The following is a 25327-nucleotide window of genomic DNA, read 5'->3' as shown; positions in this document are numbered from 1 at the left end:
GTATATCATTATGTACTCAAATTTTTTTGCCTGTTCATACTCGGTTCATATAGATGTCACGAGCAGTACATTTATATTGGTTAAGCTTATTTTAGCACCAAAGCAAGATACTCTAATGAAGAGACTGACAGGAGAAGATGCGGATGATACAACAAGAGAAAATGAACATGGTCAAGAGAACAGTCAAAAAACGAACCTCAATTGCAGCTTTAACTCTAGTGTTAACCATGTTAGCCCCACTATCAACAATGGCCGCACCGGCTACCACGAATAACAACAGCACCCTAAAGTATGAGACAACGAAGAAAACCGTGATTGAAAAAGCCAAATTGCTGACTGGGACTTACGGTACGACGAGTCTGCAATATGCGCTCATCGATGGTGGAGAGATTGTGGTGTCCGGTCAAACGGGCAAGAACGATATAAACGACAAGGTACGTCTTACTTCGAACACGATCTATGGTATTGGTTCAACCAGCAAAATGATGCTTGCAGCCGCTGTAATGAAGCTGGTTGACGAAGGCAAGATCGATTTGGATGTGCCGGTTGTGAACTATATGCCCGATTTTAAAATGAAAGATAACCGATACAAACAGATCACACCCCGTATGTTGCTGAATCATTCTTCCGGTCTACTGGGCAGCTCATTCAGCAATGCCACCTTGTACGGAGATAATGACACGTATTCACATGATACGTTTCTGGAGCAATTGGCAGGTCAAAACCTGAAAGCAGAACCCGGCGCATACTCAGTCTACAGCAACGATGGCTTTACGTTAGCCGAGATTCTGGTCGAAAGAGTTAGCGGCTTCGATTATACCGCATTCATACACAAGTTTTTCACGGAGCCTTTGGATATGAAACATACGAAAACACCACAGGATGTGGTTAACCCGGCAGAAATGGCGGCAATCTATTCCCCATTTTATGAGGGACAACTTCCAAAAGAGAATTATAATATCATTGCTACTGGAGGTCTGTATTCCACCGCTGAAGATCTGGTCAAATTTTCACAAATCTTCACGAGACAGGTCGAAGGCATTCTTTCCAGTAAGTCTGTAGAAGCTATGGCGCAAGAAGAGTATAAAAGAGGCATGTGGCCAGAGGATAGCGATACGCTTATGTCTTACGGGTTAGGTTGGGATAGTGTGAACTTGTTTCCATTCAACGAATACGGCATTAAGGCCGTTATGAAAGGTGGAGATACGTTATCTTATCACTCCTCATTAGTGGTACTCCCGGAATACAACATGGCTGCAGCCGTTATCTCCTCAGGCGGGTCAAGCTTAACCAATCATTTCATTGCCAATGAATTATTACTCAGCGCACTTGAGGAAAAGGGCGTTATTAAAGAACGGAAGCCGGAAAAATCATTTGGCGTACCCGTGAAGGCCAATATGCCTAAGGAAATATCCAAGTTTGCAGGTATGTATGGTGGCAATAATTCAGTTACGAAGATCAACATCAATACGGCTGGACAAATGACGGTATCTTCACTTACAGCTCCGAGTAATCCGGCTCAAGAATACACATATACAGCAGATGGTACTTTTGTTAACAACGAAGGTACAGATAAGTTGAAATTCGTTGTCGAGAAAAATGGGAATACCTACTTGTGGTCACGGTCTTATATATCCGTTCCAGGACTCGGACAGCTGGCTTTCTCAGAATATAATGCGGAGAAGCTGGAAGCCAATAAATTATCAAAGGAGATTAACGCCGCATGGGCAAAGCGCGATGGTAAAAAATATTATCTGGTGAATGAGAAATACACATCAATGGTCTATCTCAATGCTTCATCGATCCTGCCTATTCATATGAATAAAGAGAATCCAGGGTATATGTCCAATAATAAGATTATTGGAGCTAACGAAGCAGCCAATCCTTTGCAAATTCCAGGTACTGCCGGACGTGATACGATGGACATTCATTTCTCTCAAAAGAACGGAGGAGAGTATCTTACAGCTTCGGGTTATGTATACGCCAGTGAGGAACTTGTAAAACCCATCTATCCGGGTAAACAATCCGCAACAACCATTCAAGCAGATGGATATGCTAAATGGTTCTCTGTACCAGCGACTGCGAAAGGAAAAGTCATGACGGTGAAAATACCCGCAAATAGCGCCTTTGCCGTATACGACCAGACGGGAATATGTATTAATTACACCGGGGTCAGCGGTAAGAATGAAGTTGTCTTACCAGAAAACGGTCGTATTGTATTTGCAGGTGAGGTTGGCTCCCGATTTGAAATTTCATTAAAGAAGTAAAATGAATAGAGTTTCAAATGGCTGTACAATAAACGAACTTAACAGGAGAGAACCATCATGATGAAAAAAATATTTATCATTTTGCTCAAAATATTCGGTGCCATAGTTATCGCTTTTGCATTATTTATTGCCACTGTTTTTATTGTAAATGTAATTAGCAACAAATCGGAGGAAGGGAAAATAAAAGCCTATGGTCAGTCCGTAGCGGTTGACGGGAAAAACATGAATGTGTTGATCCAAGGAAAAGGTGAAGAAACCGTGGTATTGCTTCCGGGGTACGGAACGCCTGCCCCAGCTCTCGATTTTAAACCGCTCATCGATGAGCTATCACCATTTTACAAAGTCGTTGTCATTGAGCCTTTCGGTTATGGATTAAGTGACGTAACTGAAAAAGAGCGTACCACGGAAAATATGGTTAGTGAAATTCATGAAGCGTTACAGCAGCTTAATATTCATCGTTACACGCTCATGGGTCACTCTATTTCAGGAATTTATGGACTGGACTATGTGAACAAATATCCAAACGAAGTAACTGCCTTCGTCGGGATTGATAGCAGCGTTCCAACGCAGGGAGGTAACGATGATCCATTTCCAACCGAAACGTACAAACTGCTTAAAAAATCAGGATTCTACCGATTGTTAATGAAACTGGCCCCTGATCAACTGATTGCACCCGATGTTGATGATGAAACCAGAGAACAGATTAGAATGCTCTCACTCAAAAATACGTTTAATCCGAATAACTTAAATGAAGGCGAAAATTTTGGTCCCAATTTCAAAGCTGCTGAAAACTTGAGCTTCCCTAGAGATCTGCCTGTCATTTTCTTTTTACAAGCGAATGATACCGAAACGGAAGGTTGGATACCTTTGCATGAAGAGCAAGTCAAAAATTCAGTACATGGTAAAGTGATGACATTCGAAGGTGGACATTATTTACACCATACCCGGTCCAAGGAAATAGCCGAAAACTTCAGGAAGTTTATGAACGAAGTAAAATAAACTTAGAGCAAACGTAGTTTCAGGATTGATTTCAGAAAGAATGAAACGCCCGTTCCCCAATAGAACACCGGGGAACGGGCGTATTTTCCATGCTCATTATTATTGATTTGTTAACGAAATTTCGAACCTTGAACCAGCTTCACCAGCAAATACAATCGTACCGTTTTCAGGTAAGGTAACTTCATTCTCGCCACTAACCACGGTATGGTTCGTACTGATACCTGTCTGGTCATATACAGTGAAAGCGCCTTTCGAAGGCATCTTCACTGTCATCACTTTACCTGCGGCTGCTGCCGGTATCGAGTACCATGTCGCATAACCGTTTGTTTGAATCGTTGTCTTCGATTGTTTCCCTGAATAGAGTGGTCTCACAAGTTCTTGACTGACGTAGACCTTTCCTCCTGCTGAGACGTATTCCACGCCGTCTTTCTCAAAGAACTTATACTCCATCGTATCACGCCCAGCCAAGCCTGGAATTTGCAGTTGGTTCACAGCCGAATTTGCATCAATAATTTTATTGGTATACACATACCCTGGTGCTTCATCGAACATATGAATAGGGATAATCGGCGTTGCACTGTCATATACCGTTGAGGTGTATTTTTCATTCACCAGGTAATAAATGTTGCCTTCACGCTTCTGCCAAGCGGCTGTTACATCTTCGGGTAATGTATTGGTTTCGAGCTTTTCTGCCTTGTATTCCGAGGAGGCGATCTGTCCAAGCCCTGGCACAGACTGATACGAACGGGACCACAAGTATGTATTCCCGTTATCTCCTTGGGCGAATTTCAACTTTTCTGTACCTTGCTCGTTCACGAAAGAGCCATCTTCAGTATACGTATACTTTTGTTCGGTACTGTTCGGCGACAATAGCTGGGACATCGTCAACTGTCCTTCATCATTCACTTCCAACTTCAATAACGAGCTGCCAACCGCCCCATAAATGCCAGCATACTGCGTTAGCTCTTTCGGCATGGTTGTTTTTACAGGGGCGCCAAATGATTTTTCCGGCTTCCGTCCTTCAATAATATCCTTTTCCTCAAGTGCGCTAAGCAACAGTTCGCTGGCAATCAATTGGTCGGTTGTGCTTGACCCACCTGAGGAAGTAACGGCTGCAGCCATATTGTATTCCGGAAGCACAATTAATGACGAATGATAGGCAATCGTATTCCCGCCTTTGGTAACTGCCTTGATGCCGTATTCGCTAAATGGGAACAAGTTCACACTATCCCAACCTAACCCGTACGAAATAGATGAATCGCTGTCCTCTGGCCACAGGCCACTTTTGTATTCTTCCTGCGTCATGGCTTCTGCTGACTCACTGGAAAGAATACCTGTGACCTCTCCCATAAAGATTTGCGAAAATTTGACCAGGTCTTCTGCAGTAGAGTAAATGCCTCCAGAGCCAATCATATTCGTGTTCTCTAGTGGAAGTTGTTCCTTATTCAGCTGCGAATAAGTTACCGCCATTTGGTCAGGATCAACCAGATCCTGCGGCGTTTTGGTATGGCTCATACCCAGGGGTTCGGTGAAATTCTGTTGGATGAAATGGCTAAAGCTCATGCCACTAACCTTTTCAACCAGAATCTCCGCTAACGTAAAGCTATCGTTACTATACACCGAGTAGGCTCCCGGATCTGCCTTCAAATTTTGCTCGACCAATTGATCCAAAAATGTATCATGTGCATAGGTATCATTGTCCCCATACAGTATGGCACTACCGCTTGAGGTTCCAAGAATCCCAGATGAATGATTCAGCAACATACGAGGTGTGATCTGTTTGTAACGGTTATCTTTCATTTTAAAGTCAGGGATATAGTTCACAACCGGCACATCCAGATCGATCTTGTCTTCGTCAACTAGCTTCATCACAGCGGCTGTGAGCACCATTTTACTGGTTGAACCGATGCCGTACATTGTATTAGAAGAAAGGGGGATACGGCCCTCTGGGTCGTTTTTGCCTACCTGTCCGGAGATCACGATCTCTCCCTCATCCATGAGTGCGTACTGCACACTTGTTGTACCATATGTTTCGGTAAGGAGCTTGGCCTTCTCCATCACCGCTTTTTGGGTCATATCATACGTAAGGTTACTACTGTTACTGGTTGCCGGTGTGGCGAGAGCAGTCATTGGGGCTAACATGGTTAACACCAGGGTTACGGCGGCGAATGAAGTTCGTTTTTTCAGTGTCAATCTCATCTTCTCCTGTCTTATCTGTGGATTGGGAATCTCTGTGGTGGTACGTAAGCTAGTGTACTCTAGGACGGTGAACTGAATATGAATTGGCCCAGAATAAAATGGAAAAATACGGGTTGACAGAAAAATCCCTTGCGTATACAATCGTATACATAAACAATTCGTATACAAATGTATACGAAAATGGAGGTGCTTCACAAATGAGAGAAAGACATATAAATGTGAACGAACAACCTGATCGCCATGGAGAGCGGTCCAGACGCGGTCGTGGGGAAGATGAGCAACAAGGTGAACGTTCAAGACGTGGGAGAGGGCATGGAGAGCATCACGGAAAACGGGGTAATGGGGCACAAACGTTTCGTCGTGGAAGAATTCTAGTCTTTTTGGAACAAATGCAGAATCGAAGAGCTACGTTGGCTAGACAGCTTGGTCAGGAGGAGTTCCGTAATATACATCAGATGATCAGTGGTGAGTTGAAAGCGATTGATCAGGTCATTGATGAATACATCCAACTTTTTGAATTACAAAATGAAGAAGAAAGCCCTAATCAGGATCTGGAGAGTGAATAAGAATGGTTCGTCGTTTTTTCTCGTATTATCGTCCTTACAAAAAACTGTTTTTAATTGATTTTGGTTGTGCCGTAATAGCTGGTTTACTAGAGCTGGCATTTCCACTTGCTGTAAGCAAGTTCATTAATGAGTTGCTGCCTGGTCAAGATTGGCCACTCATTATCCTCGCATGTATTGTATTGCTGTCGATCTATGCGCTGAATACCGTCTTGAATTATGTCGTGACCTACTGGGGACATATGCTTGGCATTAACATTGAGACCAACATGCGTTCGAAGATGTTTGCTCATTTGCAAAAGTTATCCTTCCGGTTTTTCGATAATCGTAAAACGGGTCATCTGATCGGTCATCTTACGAATGACCTTAACGATATTGGCGAGGTGGCTCACCATGGACCAGAGGATGTTTTCATCGCAGTGATGACATTAATCGGATCTTTCTGGCTCATGGCGAACATTAATTTAGAGCTTGCACTGATCACCTTTGTCATTATTCCTATCATGGCCTGGGTCATTATCGTGTTCGGTGGGCGTATGACGAAGACCTATCGGCGCCTCTTCGGCGATGTGGGGAATTTCAATTCCCGTATTGAAGACAACGTAGGCGGAATTCGTGTCGTTCAATCATTCGCTAACGAAGAGCATGAGAAAAAACTATTTTCCGTAGACAACGAGAACTTCCGTAAAACAAAGCTGCTTGCTTACAAAACGATGGCGAAGAGTATATCGGTCAGCTACATGATGATGCGTCTGGTTACTGTGTTCGTTATGATTAGCGGTGCCTGGTTCTTTATCGATGGCAGAATTGATATGGGTGATTTCATGGCATTCCTGTTGTTATCCAACATCTTCTTCCGTCCGATTGAGAAAATTAACGCCGTAATCGAAAGTTATCCTAAGGGCATTGCAGGATTCAAGCGTTATCTGGAAATCATTGATACTGAGCCGGAAATCGCCGATGCGAAAAATGCCGTTGAGCTAAAAAGCGTCCGTGGAGATATTCGCTTCGAAAATGTCTCATTCGGTTATGAGGAAAATCGACGTATTCTGAATAATATCAGTTTGTCCATCAATCCAGGGGAAACCGTTGCATTTGTGGGTCCTTCGGGTGCAGGTAAAACGACCATTTGCAGTCTGCTTCCACGATTCTATGAAGTAGAGGAAGGTCGGATCACCGTTGATGGAGTTGATATTCGTGAGGTTCAGCTGGAATCATTGCGTAGACATATCGGTATTGTTCAACAAGATGTATTTCTCTTCTCAGGCACAATTAAGGAGAATATCGCTTATGGCGATTTAACGGCTACAGACGAACAAATCTGGGATGCAGCCCGTCGTGCCTCTTTGGAAGAGTTGCTTCTTACTTTGCCAGAAGGGATCGATACGATCATTGGTGAACGTGGTGTCAAACTTTCCGGAGGTCAAAAACAGCGCTTGTCCATTGCTCGTATGTTCCTGAAAAATCCACCGATTCTCATCCTGGACGAAGCAACGTCCGCTCTGGATACCGAAACTGAAGCATTAATCCAGAAGTCCTTGGCGGAACTGTCAGTGGGTAGAACAACACTTGTTATTGCACACCGACTGACAACCATCAAGAATGCAGATCGCATCCTTGTAGTCAACGCGGATGGCATCGCTGAGCAGGGGAACCATGAGGAACTGGTCGCTGCCGGAGGCATATACAGCAGACTTCATCAGGTGCAATACAGCCATTCCTAATAGCCAAAAAACAAACCGTGCATTTGCGCGGTTTGTTTTTTTGTTTTTCAATAAAGTGGCATTCATTTGAACTATAAAGCTCATCGATATTATATTGTTGACAACGTCCACTAAACTGATTAATATAATGTTGACAATGTCCACTAAAAGGGAGGGTTTCACATCGACTCTCAGCAAATAAATGCAGATATGTTGACTGAAATGCGGCGTTTTAACCGTTTTTATACCAATATACTCGGTGTACTCGATAAGCATATCCTGGGAACGGGATACTCCTTCGCTGAAGCAAGGGTCATTATTGAAATTGGCATTCAAGGGGAGAGCATTGCGAACAATCTGGTGGATACACTGACCATTGATCGCAGCTACATGAGCCGAATTGTAAGTAAACTGACCAGAGAAGGGCTGCTGATGAAAGTGGATTCAGCTGCTGACAGCCGGGTTAGTTTGATTCGCCTGACTGAAAAAGGGCAGGAGCTTTACGGTGAGTTGAATGAACGTTCAGATCAGCAGATTGTGAAGTTAATGCAAGGTTTGGATGAGGAAGAGATCAGAGAAGTTTACGCTTCAATGATGAATATTCAGGATAAGTTGAACAAAAGAGCAGGAGAGACAAGACGATGATACGATTCGAATGTGATTACAACGAAGGCGCGCATGAGCGCATTTTGCAAAGACTGATTTCAACGAACATGGAACAAACGAGCGGTTACGGTAAAGATGCCCATTGTGATCGGGCGAGAAGCCTTATTCGACAAGCTTGTGAAAATGAAAAGGCAGATGTGCATTTTTTGGTTGGGGGTACACAGACCAATACAACGGTTATCGCCTCCATTTTGCGTCCGTACCAAGGCGTGATTGCAGCGACTTCGGGCCACATCGCAGTCCATGAGACGGGAGCAATCGAAGCCACAGGTCACAAAGTAATCACGGTACCAAGCGAAGATGGGAAGATCACATCAGATCAGGTCAAAGCGGTCTATGATGCCCATTGGAATGATGCAGCACCTGAACATTGTGTCCAGCCCGGAATGGTTTACATATCCCAGCCTACTGAGAACGGTACGATGTACAGCAAGGCAGAGCTGCAAGCATTGTTTGATGTGAGCCGGCAGTGTGGTCTCCCGTTATTTATTGATGGGGCACGTCTTGGTTATGCTCTTGCTTCCCGGAATTGTGATACGACTCTCGCTGATCTCGCTCGCCTATGTGATGTATTCTATATTGGCGGAACCAAGATCGGAGCATTGATGGGGGAAGCGGTAGTCATTTTGAATGAAAAACTCAAGCCAGATTTTCGTTATATGATCAAACAAAAAGGCGGCCTGCTTGCCAAAGGAAGATTGCTGGGAATTCAGTTTGAAACGCTGTTTGAGGATGGTCTGTATCTTGAGATTTCCCAGCATGCGGTGGACATGGCCATGTTGATTCATGATTCGCTTGCGGAGCAAGGTATTACTTTCCTATATGATTCTCCAACCAATCAGCAATTTCCGATTCTGCCAGATGATCTGCTTCAGGATTTACGCAGCCGTTACTCGTTCACATTCTGGGAAAAGGTGTCCGATACACACAGCGTCGTTCGTTTTTGTACCAGTTGGGCAACCCAGCGGGAAAATGTGGACTCACTGATTCGGGATATTTCCCAGGCTCTGAACAAATTGAAAGCTTGTGTATAATCATTAATCACTAAAGGATAGTACATTGACGGAGTAAAACGCCAAAAAATAAGTCGCCATGTTAACGGCGACTTGTTTTTTTGTTTGCTGCTAATGGTTCCATGAATTTAATTCTAAAATTGAATCACGACCATTTGATGACAGGACCACTCCGGTATCGTGTAGGTCACAAGGCCGTTCACCTGACTGAATGGGAGACTAAGGTTCTGCGGCGCCAGATAGACATCTTGTACTTGTTCGGCAGCCGCAACCGTTACCTCTGTATTGATAAGTGGAGGGATATCCTCGATAACTTCCACACCTTGTCCTCTACGTACTGGAGAGGCATACAGTAGATGATTCACCCAACGGTTCGAGTTCTTCTGAATCTGTAGCGTGGTAACCCCTTGGGCAGGTAGGTTGGTTATCAGCGACTTATTGTTACTCAGTAAACGGTCCAACGCGTAACAGATGATTTCCTTGACAGCTAAGCTCCCCTTCGTCGCATAATCTTCAAAAACATTCCACGCGATATAGATTCCATCCTGACCTTCAGCCATGCCAGTTCCCGATTCCTGCAGATCAGAAGGGGTATGCTGGTGAGAGCAGAACGTGAACAAGTCACGGTTAAAATATGAATTTTCCTTACTGCCAAGTACGATGCCGTCTGTCGTGGGCACTGTGTTCTGTCCTTCGGTGTACATGACGAAAGAGGCTGTACGCAGCGAAGGAAGCTCGAAATTCGGACGGAAATAGGAGGGACGGAATGGGGAAACATCCTGATATTCTACACCCAAATCGAATTCAAAGCCCGTACCATCCGGTGAGAGTCCGGAACGGCCAGTGGCGAGAATTTTGCCGCCCCCGGCAAGAAAGGCTGTCAGTTTGGTTTTGATTGACTCTGTAATGCTAATGGCATCCGGCAAAATAACAACTTTATATTTGGACAGATCAGCCTGCAGATCTACTACATCGAAGAGATAGTGGCCTTCCAGCAAAACTCTTACAGCGCCGGTATCGTGGTGGTGCATGTGCTGGTTATGAGGATCGCCTCCGGATTCCCATAAGGCTGCCTCCACTGACAGCAATGCGATATCAGCCATAGCGGTAGTATCTCGACACCATTCTTCCTTCGCTTCTACCTCACGGTAAGCTTCCCCGATCAACGAATACGTGGCATAATCCATCTGACCGCCCGGATGCAGCTGATCTCCAATGGAGCAGCGTGCCCCGTTCGCAATGCTCAGTGCAGTTTCATAGCGCAGCGCGTTGGGGTGCTTGTATCCGCCGAATTCGCCCCAGGAGGTATGGAATTTTCCGGTCATGCCGAGGAAATCCATGCCCAATGTCTGCGCATAACGTGCAGAGAGCGGGAAGTGGTCGTACCCCCAGCCGCCCGTTGGTAGCGATTCCAATTCCAAATGGGTATTCACATGAGCGAGATCCCGCCGCCCACGGTCGACGTGACTGCTGTTGTGGAACACTGGTAGTCCGGGTTTCACTGCATGCACAGTCTCATTCATTCGATTAGCATAACGAGCATATGTCTGTTCCCACAGTTTTTTCATATCTTGAATGTTTCGTGGATCGGAGCCCTGTGAGCGAATCTCGGCAACACAATATTGACAATAACATTCCCGAACACCAACGATATCGAGGAAGATGCCGTCCACATCATATTTCTTTACGACTTCCTCTACCTGTAGGGTGAGAACGTCAAGATAAGGGGTGTTCATGCAAAATTGATGATAGCCTGGCGTCATGAAGTCGGCTGTCCAACTGATCTGCTCCTGCTGATTGCGGATGAGCCATTGTGGATGTTTGCGGGCGAGTCGCTCATCCAGGCCAGCGGAGAGATAGACCGGAGTCTTCACACCTATCTCATGAGCAGCCTCAATCTGGGCACCCAGAAGATCGAAATTCAGATGTGGATGCATTTGATTGGCGGTAGTCGGATGATAGGCCCAGCCATGATGGCACTTGGAGAATATGGTGATGGAATCGACATGCCCGGTTTTGAGCATCTCCTGAAATTGCTGCTTCGAAAAATCACGGCCAATGCCTTCAATGGCTTCTGACGTATGAAAATCGAGATGAACCTGACGAAATTTCATGCTTGCTTCCCCCTGGTCATTAAATGATAGAATCATATTATATCTACCACTCTAATCGATCATCAGCTTCGATACAGCTGACAATCACGACTATATATAGCACATTATCTACATTTTGAACAAAGGAGGGATCTTATGTTTGTACTTGAACTTCAAGTTCCGCCGTTTCCGCTATTAGCAGCCATTGGGCACACCGAATGGCAGCCGGGGATGCAGCATGCCCAGCGTAGCTTTGATGTGTTCGATCTTATTATTTGCGCCAAAGGAGCGCTGTACATGGAGGAAGATGGCCTCCGTTACGAGATTGCGGAAGGTATGATGCTGGTTCTTGAACCTGGCAAAGACCACCGTGGCTATAGACCAACGGATGTGCAGACGGAAGTATACTGGATTCATTTCCAGCTTCCCTCTGTGCAAAAGATGATTTTGAAAGAAAAGACGACTTGGGAGCAGCCTTTGCTTCAACAAACAGACCAGGATATTGAGGCTCCCCCAGGAGTCATTGAAATTCCCAAATTCGCCGCGGTGGATCTACGTAACCTGGAGCCGATACTGAAAGAAATGCTTGAGCTGCACCATGTACTCACCCGTCAGCGTTCCTTCGAGCTTCATGTTCTGTTGGGCCAATTCCTGCTGCAATTACAGAAGGGAATGAGACAGAACAGCCCGCAGGCTCGCTCCTATTTTCTAAGCGAGAAGGTGGCAACTTATCTTGGTCAACGCCTTGAGCAGCCGTTTGATTCCGGACAGATGGAGCGTGATCTGCTTTATCATTTTGATTACCTGGCTCGCTGCCTGAAGCAGTATACGGGGATGAGCCCGCTGCAATACAGGCATCACCTGCAAATGGAGAAGGCCAAGCGGTTATTGGCACATTCGGAGCTTCCGCTGAAGCGTATCGGCGAGTTGTGTGGACTGCAGGACCATAACTATTTTACACGGTTATTCAAGCGTCAAACTTCCCTCACGCCTGGAGAGTACCGCAAGAAGCATCAGTTGTATTTCATGGAATAGACATGATCAAACAAAAAAACCGCCCGAAAGGGCGGTGGATGATGACGTATTCAATGTCCCAGAATTTCAAATGCTTAAGCTTTAAAGTCCTCGCTTCGTACAGGACTAGCATTCGATAAGGCCTGCCGAAGACTGTCCGCTCCATGCTCCTGGTAACTGGGAGTCCCCGGTTGTTGGCGCCAGGATTCGTCCAATCCGCCGGCGTCTATGGCGTCAAATCCCAGCTCCTCGACAAGTTGAAGTACAATTTTCTTTGTATCAGGATCATCACCAGCTACAGGGAGAGCAAGTCGATCGGGTGAACCGGCAGGCAGTCCACGTTCAAGCAGATTTATAGCGGAAATCCCATTAAAGGCTTTGTTAACAGGATGTTTCAAGTATTGCTCAACCCATCGGCTTTCAGGTAAGCCACCTTCGATCTCGGCAATCAAGCCGTCACGCTGACGGGGGTAATAGTTCCCGGTGTCAATAATGGCAGCACCAGGTGCAATGTGGTCTAAGATACCATCAGGGAGATCCGGAATATTCTTTTGTGGAATCGTTACAATGACCAGCTCGGCTCCATGGGCGACTTCGGTTACTTCAAGTGGTTTCGCGCCTGTCTCTTCAGCCAGATCCGTCAAGGTATGAGGACCACGTGAGTTAGCAATCGAGACATCATGACCAAGTTTGGTGAGACGACGAGTGAGATTACCACCGATATTTCCGGTTCCAATAATTGCGATTTTCATTTATTCCGACTTCCTTTCCCGATTTAATATGGTATGACATTTTTACTTTAACAGAGAACAATGAAGCTGTAAACAACTTCTTGACTGAACGTTACAAATTACCTATACTAAGATTTATTATTTCGTTGAGAAGGGAGGGAATGCAGTGACCAAAGGTGGAAGACCAAGAGAATTTAAGGATACGGCTGTAATTGACGCAGCCATGGATGCCTTTTGGTTGAACGGATACGAAGGATGCTCTACTGAGGATCTATGTAAACAGACCGGTCTCGGGAAGGGCAGTTTATATAATGCGTTTGGCAGCAAACATGATTTATACGAAAAGGTACTCCAGCGTTATCATGAGGAAGGGATACGGGAGCAAAGCGAGATTTTACAGAGCTCCTTACCGTTGAAAGAAAGATTACGCGGCCTGCTGGAGTGGGGGATACAGGAGGATTTTTCGGAATCAGGGCGAAGAGGCTGTCTCCTAATTAATGCAGCAATGGAACGGGCACGGGTTGATCCTATGGTTGAGCAAGTGGTAACACGTCATATCGGATTTTTGGAGGATGCACTTTGTGATCTGATGGAGCAGGGTGCACAGACAGGAGAGATTACTTCAGGGAGACCAGCCAAAGAACTGGCAAGCCTGTTTCTAAGCAGCTATTACGGACTTCGCGTGCTTAACAGCTCTTCACAGAACCGTGATCTGGCAAAAAGTATTGTAGAAGGTACATTGGCAGCTATTTACTAGCCGGGTAATCCGGCACTTTTTTTTGCATTAGTTTTGTACCGATCATTACAATAGTGTGATTTTATAACTCATATGAAAAGGGGAATTGAAGATGCCATTGGCAATCTATGTGCTTAGCTTAGCTATTTTTTGCATGACTACCTCAGAATTTATGGTAGCTGGAATGATGAATACACTTGCGGGAGAGTTTGGAGTATCTGTCTCGCAAGTAGGATATTTGATTACAGCCTTTTCAGCGGGGATGGTCGTAGGAGGTCCCTTACTAACCGCTGCTCTGCTGAATATGCCTAGGAAAAAAGCGTTCATTATGCTAACCGGACTGTTTCTCGCTGGACAGTTGCTTGGCGCGATCGCAGGTAGCTATGAGGTTATGATGGCCTCACGCATCATAGCAGGTGTTGCTTCCTCAGCTGCTTTTGGCGTATCAATCTCGATCTCTGCTTCGCTCGTGGAGGAAAACCAGCGGGGACGGGCGGTGTCGATAATCTTCGGGGGTCTTATGATTGCTACGGTTCTGGGTACACCTGCTGCAACGTGGGTGGCCGATGCTTATGGCTGGCGTTTCAGTTTTTGGGCGGTCGCCATTCTTGTTCTACTGTCAGGAGTAACTGCATTGCGGTTGATCCCCGTATTATCCAGACCGGAGCCCACGAGTTTGCGTCATGAAATGAAATCTTTTCGCAATCGCAAGCTCTGGGCGGCTTACCTGACAAGTTTTCTTATTATAGGAGCTACATTTGCAGCATTCAGCTACTTTGCTCCAATTTTTACAGAGTTGACGGGCTTTTCAACGTCCGCGGTGCCACTATTGTTTGTTGTGTATGGAGCTGCTACGGTTGCTGGTAATCTGATCACTGGTCGACTGGCGGACCGATACACTATGCTGATTCTAACGATAGGGCTTGTTCTCTTGACGTTTGGTCTTTTGACATTCGCCATTGGCGTACATACAGCTGCCGTGGTTATTCCTGCCGTAATCATCATCGGGTTGGCCGGGGTTCCAATGAACCCGCCTATGGTCGCGCGAGTGATACGTACGGGAGGAAGTGGTCTGATGGTGAACACCGTTCACACCGCAATCGTCACCTTTGGTGTAGTGGTAGGGTCTTCTGTTGGAGGCTTGGCTATTAGTGCCGGTTATGGTCTGGTTGCACCGATCTGGGTCGGGGTTGTGTTGGCTTTGGTGGGTGTAATTTCACTGCTTCCGTATATGCGAGGAATCTTCAAAGTTAAGGTTGTAGATATGGATATAAAACATTAAAAAGTGTTTGATTGTGGGTAGTTTTTCAAAACATCGTGTTCAACAATACGAATAAAAGCAGCCCAGATACGATAAAGTACTGGACTGCTTCTATTTTTTTGAAATGTGCCCCGTGACATTTCTTCGTATTATTTATGATCCTAATGAATGATCCTAATAGATTATTCTTCTGAGATAAATCTTTTGCCAAGCAACCACATTACGCCGCTAATGATTAGAAAATATAAAGGCATCATCAGCAATGAGCCGTTATGCAGAGCACCCATTCCCCATGTCGTAAGACTTACCAGTAAGTAGTAGCCTAAGCTGAATATAGCACCTGCTGTGCCAATTACATCTTGAAAATGAACAAGCGCAAGACTTAGACAATTGGGCAGAGTAATACCTGCGCCAATCAACAGAACAAACATGGCAGTTAACATGCAGATGATCTGCAAAAGATTGGGCAGCATAGACAAGCTGCTTCCAAGGGTCAGGAGCAGAGCACCGCTGGTCATGACCAGACAACCCAGAAGAATGATCTTTTCCGGTGTGTAAACGGTCAATAGTCGTTTTGAGATCATTGCTCCGACCACTGAGGCCAAGGCCACAATAATGCCCAGAAAACCATAAACGCCAGGCGACAGATCAAAGTGTTCTATGAAGATGAAGGGAGCTTCGGCATAATAACTAAATAAAACTCCGTTAATACCTCCGATCAATACGCCAAACACCATTACGCGCGGCATAGCGAGCATCTTTTTAACAACCGGAAGTATAGCGACTTTGGATCGTAAAGAAACGTTCGTTGTCTCCGGCAGTTTAAGAAAAGCATATATGAACAACAAAACGCTCATTAGTACTAACGCCAAGAATACCCATCTGAAGCCAAGGGCCTGATCAATCCAACCACCAATAAGTGGCCCAACTGCCGGCGTAAATGCAATGACAGCAGAGATTTGGGCAAACATCGCATGTCTTCGATCTCCCGATACACTTTCTCGAAGCATGGTTTGGGTGATAATCGAGCCAGTTGCGGCACCGAAAGCCTGTACGAAACGGCCAATGAGAAGCAATTGAATCGATTCCGAATAAAAGCACATCAAGCTTCCGATCCCATATACGATGAGACCGCCCAGCATTGCAGGTCTACGACCAATCAAGTCGGACAGCCAGCCCCAGCAGAAGACGCCCAAGGCAAATCCTATAAAATAGATGCTTAATGTGAATTGTACGGAACTATTAGATACACCAAGTGCTGCTGCGATATCTGGCAGCGATGGAGTGTAGATGGTCTCACTGATTTGTGGAAAAGCGATAAGAACAATCATTAACAGCAAAGATGGTACTGCATATTTCTTCATTATATATTAGCCCTCCTACAAGCTTATACTCTGTTATGACAACAAGAATATGAGCCTAGCTAGGGAAAGGGGGGCATCATGATGGCGAGACGACTATAAATCATCATTTGTTGAATTACCTTTCATCATTATAAGAGTAGGAGGGTTTGACAATCATTGCTAATACTCGGCCTAGGTTAACATGCTTGATATGGCAAGTCAACTAGCTCTGGCTAATCGTACGATTAAGCGGTTTTGTCCCAAGCTCTGAACGTACTTGATTTGGAATTATGAAATTTAATGAAGCTAGCTATTCGCCAAATGGCGATATAGGATAAGGCGACTACATTATTCAGGAATCCAAGAGTTTTGGGATCAATCCCTGAGATGAACAAGAAGTCAAAAAATCGCATCGAGAAGATAACAATAATTAAAACATAAAGAAGTACGTTTCTTTTATAATACATATTGCCATCCGATTTTCGCTCGAATTGCGTCACCAGAATTAATGGGATTGACAGAACTGCACCTATAATAATTGAACTGATCATTCTGCCAGATGTAAGCACCAACGTAGGGTCGAACAATTCAAACAAAGAAGTAGAGATATAAAGGATCGGAATTAATAATTTCCGCCCAGATTCGTGCAATGGTTTCTTGCTGCCCTGGATAACGCCCCTCAAAATAAGTACGACAATTAATAATGAGATTGTTAAAGATATTGGATTCATGGTAAGCACCTCGTCTGTTTTTTGTGTAACCTAAGTATCGAGGATATTTAAAATTTATATCAGTGTACAAAGTAATTCGTTTAAGGTGACTTTTGTCATCTTCCCAAAACAAATAGGGCGACCTCTCCCCAATTGAATTCCGGGAAAAAGTCGCCGCTTCAAAAATCTTTTTTTATTGTCTATGTGACATGGCTATGACCTCGGAAGGCATCTGTCTGCTATTGAATGATCCGCTCATATCTCTCCTGAATCATCTATACGCTGTAAAATTATTAGACCAGCTCTTGCGATGGGCAGCTCGTGCAAACCGTCCTGAAGCTCAATTTGACGAAGTAGAACAACTTGACCGCAGCAATTTTTTACAGTTAGATCGTAACGACCCTGATGGTGGCAACGCACAACTACTTGTTCGTTATAAGTGCCGTTGGCTACAATGAATCGGTCATAGGTAGCGTCCATTGGGACAACAATATTAGCGTAAACAGCGACAATTTTCGTACCTGCTCTTTGAGCACTGACAAGTGGGTAAAGTAGCTCGGGTTGTTCCGGAACTAACTTACCTTTCAGCAGAATGTCACTGTTCTCCTTACAGAAGGAGAGCCAAAAGCGGATCATTCCAGCGTACGTTTCTCCAATCTCATCGAGACGAACAGAGATTTGAGGCACGGAGAAGAGAACGTTGATCAGCTGCATGGCTGCGCTTTCGACCGATTCTTTAGGGTTAAACATAATCATGTCGGAATGGACGGCTGTATTCCCCGACAATAGTCGCAGGTCGAGCGTACGGATGCGATTTTGGATAGAGTCGTTCGGGCAATCGTTGGCCCGGAACATGTTGCCGTATTTTCGCATTAACGGGCCGATGTACGTTTGGCGGAATTCGATGAGAATATCCGGCTTAATGGCTCTCAGTCGCTCCATAACATCGGAGAGCAGTCGGTCCACCGCTTCAGGCACTGATTCATGATCCCGTCCTTCCGCTGTTCCCTCCTTCTGATCTGGGCTCAGCCTGAAGCTATCCACGAAATCCAGCTTCAGACCGTCGATATCCCATCCGAATACGGCCTGTTCATAGGTATTGATCAGGTATTCCCGTACATCCGGATACCGGGGGTCCAGCACTCCCGCATTCAGCTTCTCATCTACCCGCAATAGTTTATTCTCGAACTTGCTCCATACCTTGCTGCGTTTCCCTACAAATGGCACGGAGTACCATAACATATATTTCATACCTAGCCGATGTACGGTATCCACATGAGCTTTCATGTCCGGAATCTTGCCCGCATAGACTTCCCAGTCTCCGGTATACGCATAACCCCGGTTGTTGTCGTCCGTCTGCCAGCCATCATCAACGATAATAGTGTCACAGGCAAGCTCTTTAGCAAGTCTGCATTGTTCCTCCAATTCGGCAGCGGTTAGTTTCTGATGATAGGAATACCACGTGGAGTACATGGGTCGGAGGGCCACATCAGGAACTGCGGCGGGTTCATAGCCTGGAAGGCCTTCCCACCACGTGGTTACATCTTCAAGCGCCTTATAGAAGGGGATATCCCTACGATCGATTCGAAGCGTTGCTTCGTAATGATCGAGTTTCGGCATCGCTTCTTCAAACAGGGTAATAGAGCACAGGAAGGTGGAATCCTCTTCATGAATACCGGCTTTTATCGACACGTTGTTTAATGCATCAGTAAAAGCGAAGGTCATTCGATTTCGCCCCTCTAGATTATATAGAGAGGCCACAGGCGCGAGAGAAGTGCTTTTGGACTGAAAACCATCACCCCAATCCACTTGAAGGGCTTTATTCCGGTCGGTTCCCGGATGCCATAAAGAGTGGATGTCTATGGCGGGAGTAGACCACTCGATCCGGCAAACTGGCGGCTGTTCTTTTTTCGCAGCAGTTAGCCGGATATGGACCAGAAAAAGGTTCTCCGTAATGGTTTCGACGTGGGTAAAGCTTTCAAACAAGGTGTTGCTGCCGTTAATAATTACAGTGGGACAATCGTAGTTGATTAAAGTTTTCATAATACCTCCTGCTTGTATAAATAGATATTGGACTAACGATACCTTGTTTAGAGTATAATGTTTACAAAAATTTTAGTAAACAAATAAAATAAATATACGTAATGAGGGATGTGATTGGCGTTTTACACTGATAAAAATAGATGTAAGCGATGACAATAAGGTATTGTCAAACAAATTGATCTCTGATATATTGAAAACACGCATTAGTTCGCTAATGTTTAGTAAACAAAACACAATGTGATTGGCAAGTGGTTAGCAAAACTATAAAATGATTGTGAGGGGTGTTTCCCAAATATGAAGTGAAAAGGTGATCAGTAGTGCCAACAATTCGTGATATTGCAAGTCTGGCCGGTGTTTCTCCATCTACAGTTTCCCGTGTACTGAACGGGGATCCTTCTTTATCGGTATTGGAGGAAACAAGAAGAAAAATTCTTTCTGCTGCAGAACAGCTGCAATATAAAGTAACCCAGCGTCGTCATACCAATCAAGCGGCGCAGTTGAAAGATTATAAAATTGGGTTGGTGACCTTCTGTTCGGAGCAATTCGAGTCGGAGGACCCGTACTACCTGACTATAAGGTTGCAAATCGAAAAGGAATTCAATCAGCTGGGCCTTCACATTACTCGTACGATTCGCTGGGTGAACCATGATTCGTATGAAAGCCTGTCAGGGCTTGATGGCCTGATCGTGATTGGCAAGTTCGAATTTGATCCATACAATTTGTACTTCAGCCGAATACATAACATTGTTTTTGTCGACTATTCGCCGGATGAGGACCGCTTTGATTCCGTCGTTGTCGATTTTGACAAGGTAACTCGGATGGCTTTGGATCATCTTACCGGACTTGGCTATACAAAAATTGGCCTGATCAGCTCACGTGATTTCATCAATCGTTTTGGTTCCAACTCTGGTATTGATTCAGTGGATCAACGGCAAAGCAGTTTTGAATCTTATATGAAGCAGAAAAATCTGTACCTGCCTGAGCATGTCCATATCGGTAATAATTTCTCCATGTCTACCGGGTATCAGCTCATGAAGGAAGTGATTGATAAGCAGGATTTACCGGAAGCTTTCCTGATTGGTTCCGACCCCATGGCGATAGCTGCTGGTAGGGCCTTAAAAGAAGCCGGGTTAAAGGTACCGAAAGATATCGCAATAGTCGGCATCGATGATATTGAAATGGCTTCTTACGCTAATCCACCGTTAACCACGGTGAAAATCTACACTGAACAAATGGGCCAGAGCGCGGTGAAAATGCTGCTAGAACGGATCGGTGGCAGAGAAGTACCGTTAAAGATCGTGATTCCGTCGAAGCTGGTTATTAGAAGCAGCTGTGGTGCGGAAATCAGGTCCGTAGGGGAAGTGGAAGATTGACCTTTATTTAAATATTCAATTCAATAGGGGGAAAAATGATGAAAAAATGGTCTTTGATTATTTTATCTCTGCTTGTTGTAATTGTATTGTCGGCGTGTTCCGGAAATGGAGGGAACTCGTCGAAAAGTCAGGGCGGGACGGAGGACAAGGGTAAAATAACATTTGCCTTCTGGGGAGCTCAGTCAGAAGCTGATGCGATCAAGCAAGCCATTGATAACTTCGAGTCAAATTACCCCGACATTCAGGTTGAGAGCCAGTGGATTCAGAAGGATTACCTCACCAAACTACAGACGATGATTGCTGGAGGTACGACTCCTGATGTCATGCTGATCTCAGGAGGGGATTTGCCTGGTTTTGCAAACGCTTTCCAAGAATTGAAATTGGATGAATCGCTCTTCAGTTCACCTTCCCTCGTCGATTCCATGAGTGTGGATGGCAAAACCTATGCAGCACCATTTATTATCAAGCCTAAAGTTATGGCGATTAACGTCGATCTTTTTGAGAAAAATAACATTCCGCTTCCAAGCAAGACTGAACCGATGACGGTTGAACAATTCAATGACATCGCAAAGAAACTCACATCTGGAGAAGGGGCAACAAAGATTTTTGGTTCAGAACCGCTGTGGCTCGGTAACTGGATTTATGCGTTCGGTGGTCAATTTTACAGCGATGATCTGAGTAAGTCGGCACTAGATTCACCAGAAGTCATAGCTGCTGCTGAGTATATTGTCTCTAGCAAACAAGCTGGCATCGTGCCGAACGATAGTGAGAAGCAGGGACAAAGCATGATGAACTGGTACCTGGGTGGAAGAATCGGCATGTTCACCGACTTTGGTCCTTGGTATTTGCCGCAAATGGCTGATGTGCAGAAGTTCAAATGGGATATTGTTCCTTTCCCAGGGAACGGCGGTTCCAAAGAAGTTAATGGACTGGCTCTAAGCAAGGACAGCAAGAATGCTGAAGCTGCCGAAACGTTCATTAATCACCTTACACAAAACGAAGAGGTGCAAAAGATCATCGGAGGAAACAAGAATGCTTATGGGGTTCCGGTTATCTCCAGTGCAACAAGCGCGTTTGAAACGGTTTCCCCCGACAAGAACCTAAAAGCCTTTGTACTTGCCGCCGAGAAGCAGCATACACAAGAAGCCCAGAAGGGTACAAATGAAATCAACAATGAGATGAAGGCTATCGATGATACAACACCAATCGGAATTGGAAACAAGGATGTTAAGGAAGTATTCCCGCAGGTGGCAGAGAAGATAAACAAGATTTTACAACAAAACTAACGGGAGCAAACTATGAATGGAATAATAGAAGGGATCTACAGTTTCTATGAAGGAATAGGGGCACCAGCAGCATTGTTGCCTCTTCTCCCTTTTCTGACCGTTATCGTGCTAGTATTCGTTATTATTTATACTATTACCAGAGTTCTTGTGAAAAAGAGGATTATTCATACCAAAACAGCAAGTTTTTATTTGTTCGTCTCAGTCTGGATTATTGGCTTTCTGTTATTTACGGTAGGTCCGATGATTTTCTCATTCTATATCAGCTTCAACAAATGGGAGGTCGTTAGCGACCCGAAATGGATCGGTTTGGACAACTACCGCATGTTGTTCAAGGATACTATGTTTTATAAATCGCTGTCCGTGACCTTCTATTACACACTCGTAAGTGTACCCTTGCAGGTCATTCTCTCTTTAGCGATTGCCTTGCTGATGAATTTGAAGCTGCGCGGGATCTATTTTTTCCGTACCATCTATTATTTGCCAACGCTCGTGCAGGGTGTTGCACAAATGGTACTGTTTATCTGGATTTTTAACCCGAATGTCGGTCTGGTCAATTCATTATTGCGTTTGATTGGTATCGAAGGCCCTGGCTGGTTCTCCAGTCCAGATTGGTCAATGCCGGCAGTCATTATCATGAGTCTTTGGACGGTCGGAGGCAATATGATTATCTATCTGGCCGGTCTTTCGGATATTCCACAAAGCTTGTATGAGGCGGCTGAGATTGATGGAGCAACGGCAGCAAGAAAAGCCTGGCATGTGACGCTACCACAGATTTCACCGATATTATTTTTCAACACCGTTACAAGTATGATTGGGGCATTCCAGACCTTTACCCAAGGTTTCATGGTTAACGGCGGACCTGATAATTCGTTGTTATTTTATGCCTACTATTTATATCAAAATGCCTTTATGTGGTTCAAAATGGGTTACGGTTCGGCCCTGGCTTGGGTACTCTTTGTGATTATTCTCGTGTTCACTGCGCTCGTATTCCGCAGCAGTGCATTATGGGTTTATTACGAAACAGAGCAAACCGGAAGGAGGAAGCGTCGTGTCCGTAAAAAAAGAGCGTAAATCTGCTCACAAAAAGGTGCATTGGCTGGCCTATATATTGCTGCTAATCGGAGCCGTTATGTTCCTGTATCCCTTTCTGTGGATGGTTTCTGCCTCGCTAAGGAGTCTGGAAGAGGTTGCAGTTTCAGGAATGAGTATATGGCCTGATAACTGGCGCTGGGATAATTATGCGAAGGCGCTTACCGCGTTCCCGTTTGGTCGTTATCTGGTCAATACTGTAATTACAACGGTGTTCCCGATCGTGGGTACGGTTCTTTCTTCATCTATTGTGGGCTATGCCTTTGCCCGCTTGAAGGTGAGGGGAAGCGGGATCTTGTTCGTACTAGTGCTGTCAACCATGCTGCTACCGGGCGAGGTTACGATGATTCCGCAATTCATTCTGTTCAAGAATCTGGGCATGCTGGATACGCTATACCCGCTGATCGTTCCGACCTTCTTTGGATCGGCGTTCTATATCTTTTTGCTACGTCAGTTCTATTCCCGGCTACCCGTCGCATTGGAGGAAGCAGCGATCATCGACGGTTGCGGTTACTTTAAAATTTGGTGGAAGATTTTCCTGCCGCTGTCCAAACCGGCTCTAATGGCGGTTGGCGTCATGGTCTTTATGGGCTCCTGGAACAACTTCATGGGACCGCTAATTTATATCAACAGCGACAAATGGAAGACACTCACGCTCGGTTTGGCGGGTTTTCAGGGTACTTATGCCACAGATACCAACTTGTTAATGGCAGCTGCTGTCGTAATCACTTTACCGTGTATCCTATTATTCTTCACCGCGCAAAAAGCGTTTATGGAAGGTCTGACCTTCTCAGGTTCCAAGGAAAGTTAAACCGAAAAAGGATAGGAGTGACTTTGACATGCCTTATGAGAGAGAGGTAGAATCCCAAGCTGGTGCAGTAACTTTTCAATCTTCCGATAAGGAGTTGAATGAAGGTTTTGTTTGGGCCAAACGGCAGGCGCTGGAATATGCCCACTTTGGTGAAGATCCCGTCGGGCTATGGTACGAAGCCGCTCTTCCAGCCAGAGAAGCATTTTGCATCCGTGATGTCATGCACCATAGCACCGGAGCTGCTGTTCTTGGGCTTCGTCTCCATACCAAGAACATGATCATGCAATTTGCCGAAAATATTGCCGAGTCACGTGACTGGTGCACGTACTGGGAGATCAATAAAGACAATGTTCCTGCCCCAGTCGATTATGAAAGTGATGAGGATTTTTGGTATAATCTCCCCGCGAATTTCGACATTATTGATGCCAGCTTACGTCAATACTTATGGACCGGCGATACTTATTATTTAAATAATAGTAAGTTACTGGATTTCTTTAGTTTGACTTTAAATGAATATACGAACACTTGGGATAAAGACGGAGACGGAGTATTGGAATATTATCCCGAATACGGACGTAGGGGCCTGGCTACCTTCAACGAAGCTGGACATCAGCCTTTGATAGGTGGTGATATGATTGCTGCTCAAATTGCCGGTTACCGTGCATTTGTCCATCTTGCCCGTCTCAGGGGTCAAACGGAGATAGCGGAAGTGTACGCCACCAAGGCGCAAGACCTGAAACAGCGTTATGAGCAGGAATGGTGGAACGAGGAGGAGAGGCGCTTCTTCGGCGCCAAGCTGCAAGATCATTCATTCCTAACAGGCTATAATGCAGAAGGGACATTTCTCCCTCTTTATTACGGGGCAGTCAGTGACCCGGAGAAACTTCTTAAAGCGCTTGAGGATGTCAAGATCCATCGTGTTGCTAACGTTGAAGGAAAGACTTACTTGCCGGATATCTTTTACCAGTACGGTCAAAATGAAGAAGCCTTTAGTGAATTGAAAGAGCTGGTAGATCCATCATTGGAGCGACGGGATTACCCGGAGGTATCTTATTGCGTAATAGGTTCCATCGCCGCGGGATTGATGGGAATTACGGGAAACGGTGCATCCGTAATTAGCACCTTGCCAAGACTTACGCATTCACTGGAATGGGCGGAAATGGGGAATATCCCTATCCTTAATCGGAACATTAGGGTTAAACATACTGGGAATACAGAGAGTGAAGTGACGCTGCAATCTGGAAAACCTTTTGTCTGGAAGGCTGCTTTCCCTGTAAATACCGAGATGTTATACCACAACGGCATAGCTGTTGCTGCCGAGCAGGAAACAACCGAAGGTGGAGAACAGATCAGCTTTATTTCTGTAAAAGTGGCTGAAGATGAGATACACCGTGTTTCCATTGCACAGGAAGGTTAAAATTCAAGAT

Annotated in this window: 20 protein-coding genes; 14 read left to right on the top strand and 6 right to left on the bottom strand. The window is 45.1% G+C overall.

The window, feature by feature from the left end:
* The first annotated feature begins 143 nt into the window (after positions 1-143).
* A complete protein-coding gene (locus MHB84_RS29790; RefSeq protein WP_076288400.1) occupies positions 144-2267 on the top strand; it encodes a serine hydrolase domain-containing protein in 2124 nt (707 codons plus the stop codon).
* A 57-nt stretch (positions 2268-2324) separates the two neighbouring features.
* The gene (locus MHB84_RS29785; RefSeq protein WP_076288401.1) at positions 2325-3266 is read left to right on the top strand and encodes an alpha/beta hydrolase; all 942 of its coding nucleotides are present in this window, start codon (positions 2325-2327) and stop codon (positions 3264-3266) included.
* Between the two features lie 99 nt (positions 3267-3365).
* Here the strand turns inward: MHB84_RS29785 and MHB84_RS29780 are convergent, their stop codons facing one another.
* Positions 3366-5465 carry a serine hydrolase domain-containing protein gene (locus tag MHB84_RS29780; RefSeq protein ID WP_076288402.1) on the bottom strand — a complete coding sequence of 700 codons (2100 nt, stop codon included), beginning with the start codon at positions 5463-5465 and terminating at the stop codon, positions 3366-3368.
* Positions 5466-5662: 197 nt separating this feature from the next.
* Between MHB84_RS29780 and MHB84_RS29775 the strand changes: the two genes are divergently transcribed.
* The 4 genes from MHB84_RS29775 to MHB84_RS29760 all read left to right on the top strand — a co-directional run bounded on the left by MHB84_RS29775 (position 5663) and on the right by MHB84_RS29760 (position 9431).
* The gene (locus MHB84_RS29775) at positions 5663-6031 is read left to right on the top strand and encodes a hypothetical protein (protein ID WP_099854339.1); all 369 of its coding nucleotides are present in this window, start codon (positions 5663-5665) and stop codon (positions 6029-6031) included.
* Between the two features lie 2 nt (positions 6032-6033).
* Positions 6034-7752 (top strand): ABC transporter ATP-binding protein, encoded by a 1719-nt coding sequence (locus MHB84_RS29770; RefSeq protein WP_076288403.1) that lies wholly within the window; start codon positions 6034-6036, stop codon positions 7750-7752.
* Between the two features lie 189 nt (positions 7753-7941).
* Positions 7942-8376, top strand: a complete 435-nt coding sequence (locus tag MHB84_RS29765; protein WP_231952523.1) for a MarR family winged helix-turn-helix transcriptional regulator — start codon at positions 7942-7944, stop codon at positions 8374-8376.
* Entirely contained in the window at positions 8373-9431 is a 1059-nt protein-coding gene (locus MHB84_RS29760) for a threonine aldolase family protein (protein WP_076288404.1), read from the top strand. Before MHB84_RS29765 ends, MHB84_RS29760 begins: the two co-directional genes overlap by 4 nt.
* 113 nt (positions 9432-9544) lie before the next feature.
* Here the strand turns inward: MHB84_RS29760 and MHB84_RS29755 are convergent, their stop codons facing one another.
* On the bottom strand, positions 9545-11524 hold the full coding sequence (locus MHB84_RS29755) for an alpha-amylase family protein (RefSeq protein WP_076288405.1): 1980 nt from the start codon (positions 11522-11524) through the stop codon (positions 9545-9547).
* Between the two features lie 135 nt (positions 11525-11659).
* On the opposite strand from MHB84_RS29755, the gene MHB84_RS29750 reads away from it, so the two are divergent.
* The gene (locus tag MHB84_RS29750) at positions 11660-12538 is read left to right on the top strand and encodes a helix-turn-helix transcriptional regulator (protein ID WP_076288406.1); all 879 of its coding nucleotides are present in this window, start codon (positions 11660-11662) and stop codon (positions 12536-12538) included.
* A gap of 74 nt (positions 12539-12612) precedes the next feature.
* Here the strand turns inward: MHB84_RS29750 and MHB84_RS29745 are convergent, their stop codons facing one another.
* Positions 12613-13269: an NADPH-dependent F420 reductase gene (locus MHB84_RS29745; protein ID WP_076288407.1), complete on the bottom strand. Its 657-nt coding sequence runs from the start codon at positions 13267-13269 to the stop codon at positions 12613-12615.
* 145 nt (positions 13270-13414) lie between these two features.
* Between MHB84_RS29745 and MHB84_RS29740 the strand changes: the two genes are divergently transcribed.
* Positions 13415-14005: a TetR/AcrR family transcriptional regulator gene (locus MHB84_RS29740; RefSeq protein WP_076288408.1), complete on the top strand. Its 591-nt coding sequence runs from the start codon at positions 13415-13417 to the stop codon at positions 14003-14005.
* Between the two features lie 91 nt (positions 14006-14096).
* Positions 14097-15266, top strand: a complete 1170-nt coding sequence (locus tag MHB84_RS29735; protein WP_076288409.1) for an MFS transporter — start codon at positions 14097-14099, stop codon at positions 15264-15266.
* Between the two features lie 161 nt (positions 15267-15427).
* On the opposite strand, the gene MHB84_RS29730 is transcribed toward MHB84_RS29735, so the two are convergent.
* The 3 genes from MHB84_RS29730 to MHB84_RS29720 form a co-directional block, all read right to left on the bottom strand.
* A complete protein-coding gene (locus MHB84_RS29730; protein ID WP_076288410.1) occupies positions 15428-16609 on the bottom strand; it encodes a multidrug effflux MFS transporter in 1182 nt (393 codons plus the stop codon).
* A gap of 224 nt (positions 16610-16833) precedes the next feature.
* A complete protein-coding gene (locus MHB84_RS29725; RefSeq protein WP_076288411.1) occupies positions 16834-17319 on the bottom strand; it encodes a CcdC protein domain-containing protein in 486 nt (161 codons plus the stop codon).
* A 234-nt stretch (positions 17320-17553) separates the two neighbouring features.
* Entirely contained in the window at positions 17554-19341 is a 1788-nt protein-coding gene (locus MHB84_RS29720; RefSeq protein WP_076288412.1) for a glycoside hydrolase family 36 protein, read from the bottom strand.
* Positions 19342-19658: 317 nt separating this feature from the next.
* Here MHB84_RS29720 and MHB84_RS29715 point away from each other — a divergent pair, with 317 nt between their 5' ends.
* Genes MHB84_RS29715 through MHB84_RS29695 form a run of 5 tightly spaced genes read left to right on the top strand, consistent with a single transcriptional unit; the run spans position 19659 to position 25317 of the window.
* Positions 19659-20714, top strand: a complete 1056-nt coding sequence (locus tag MHB84_RS29715) for a LacI family DNA-binding transcriptional regulator (protein ID WP_076288413.1) — start codon at positions 19659-19661, stop codon at positions 20712-20714.
* A gap of 38 nt (positions 20715-20752) precedes the next feature.
* A complete protein-coding gene (locus MHB84_RS29710; protein WP_076288414.1) occupies positions 20753-22000 on the top strand; it encodes a sugar ABC transporter substrate-binding protein in 1248 nt (415 codons plus the stop codon).
* Between the two features lie 12 nt (positions 22001-22012).
* Entirely contained in the window at positions 22013-23071 is a 1059-nt protein-coding gene (locus MHB84_RS29705; protein WP_083678826.1) for an ABC transporter permease subunit, read from the top strand.
* Complete coding sequence (locus MHB84_RS29700) at positions 23049-23900, top strand: carbohydrate ABC transporter permease (RefSeq protein ID WP_076288876.1); 852 nt, start codon at positions 23049-23051, stop codon at positions 23898-23900. The genes MHB84_RS29705 and MHB84_RS29700 overlap by 23 nt, the downstream gene beginning before the upstream one ends.
* Positions 23901-23928: 28 nt before the next feature.
* Positions 23929-25317 (top strand): MGH1-like glycoside hydrolase domain-containing protein, encoded by a 1389-nt coding sequence (locus MHB84_RS29695; RefSeq protein ID WP_076288415.1) that lies wholly within the window; start codon positions 23929-23931, stop codon positions 25315-25317.
* The last annotated feature ends 10 nt before the right edge of the window (positions 25318-25327 follow it).

This window comes from Paenibacillus sp. FSL F4-0087 (genome assembly GCF_038020215.1).
Taxonomy (GTDB): domain Bacteria; phylum Bacillota; class Bacilli; order Paenibacillales; family Paenibacillaceae; genus Paenibacillus; species Paenibacillus taichungensis.
This window is presented reverse-complemented; position numbering and strand designations above follow the sequence as displayed.

What these genes read in the sequence shown, in the direction of transcription:
- MHB84_RS29790 (WP_076288400.1), top strand. Translation starts at nt 144, where the DNA reads ATGATACAACAAGAGAAAATGAACATGGTCAAGAGAACAGTCAAAAAA.
- MHB84_RS29785 (WP_076288401.1), top strand. Translation starts at nt 2,325, where the DNA reads ATGATGAAAAAAATATTTATCATTTTGCTCAAAATATTCGGTGCCATA.
- MHB84_RS29780 (WP_076288402.1), bottom strand. Translation starts at nt 5,465, where the DNA reads ATGAGATTGACACTGAAAAAACGAACTTCATTCGCCGCCGTAACCCTG.
- MHB84_RS29775 (WP_099854339.1), top strand. Translation starts at nt 5,663, where the DNA reads ATGAGAGAAAGACATATAAATGTGAACGAACAACCTGATCGCCATGGA.
- MHB84_RS29770 (WP_076288403.1), top strand. Translation starts at nt 6,034, where the DNA reads ATGGTTCGTCGTTTTTTCTCGTATTATCGTCCTTACAAAAAACTGTTT.
- MHB84_RS29765 (WP_231952523.1), top strand. Translation starts at nt 7,942, where the DNA reads ATGTTGACTGAAATGCGGCGTTTTAACCGTTTTTATACCAATATACTC.
- MHB84_RS29760 (WP_076288404.1), top strand. Translation starts at nt 8,373, where the DNA reads ATGATACGATTCGAATGTGATTACAACGAAGGCGCGCATGAGCGCATT.
- MHB84_RS29755 (WP_076288405.1), bottom strand. Translation starts at nt 11,524, where the DNA reads ATGAAATTTCGTCAGGTTCATCTCGATTTTCATACGTCAGAAGCCATT.
- MHB84_RS29750 (WP_076288406.1), top strand. Translation starts at nt 11,660, where the DNA reads ATGTTTGTACTTGAACTTCAAGTTCCGCCGTTTCCGCTATTAGCAGCC.
- MHB84_RS29745 (WP_076288407.1), bottom strand. Translation starts at nt 13,269, where the DNA reads ATGAAAATCGCAATTATTGGAACCGGAAATATCGGTGGTAATCTCACT.
- MHB84_RS29735 (WP_076288409.1), top strand. Translation starts at nt 14,097, where the DNA reads ATGCCATTGGCAATCTATGTGCTTAGCTTAGCTATTTTTTGCATGACT.
- MHB84_RS29730 (WP_076288410.1), bottom strand. Translation starts at nt 16,609, where the DNA reads ATGAAGAAATATGCAGTACCATCTTTGCTGTTAATGATTGTTCTTATC.
- MHB84_RS29725 (WP_076288411.1), bottom strand. Translation starts at nt 17,319, where the DNA reads ATGAATCCAATATCTTTAACAATCTCATTATTAATTGTCGTACTTATT.
- MHB84_RS29720 (WP_076288412.1), bottom strand. Translation starts at nt 19,341, where the DNA reads ATGAAAACTTTAATCAACTACGATTGTCCCACTGTAATTATTAACGGC.
- MHB84_RS29710 (WP_076288414.1), top strand. Translation starts at nt 20,753, where the DNA reads ATGAAAAAATGGTCTTTGATTATTTTATCTCTGCTTGTTGTAATTGTA.
- MHB84_RS29705 (WP_083678826.1), top strand. Translation starts at nt 22,013, where the DNA reads ATGAATGGAATAATAGAAGGGATCTACAGTTTCTATGAAGGAATAGGG.
- MHB84_RS29695 (WP_076288415.1), top strand. Translation starts at nt 23,929, where the DNA reads ATGCCTTATGAGAGAGAGGTAGAATCCCAAGCTGGTGCAGTAACTTTT.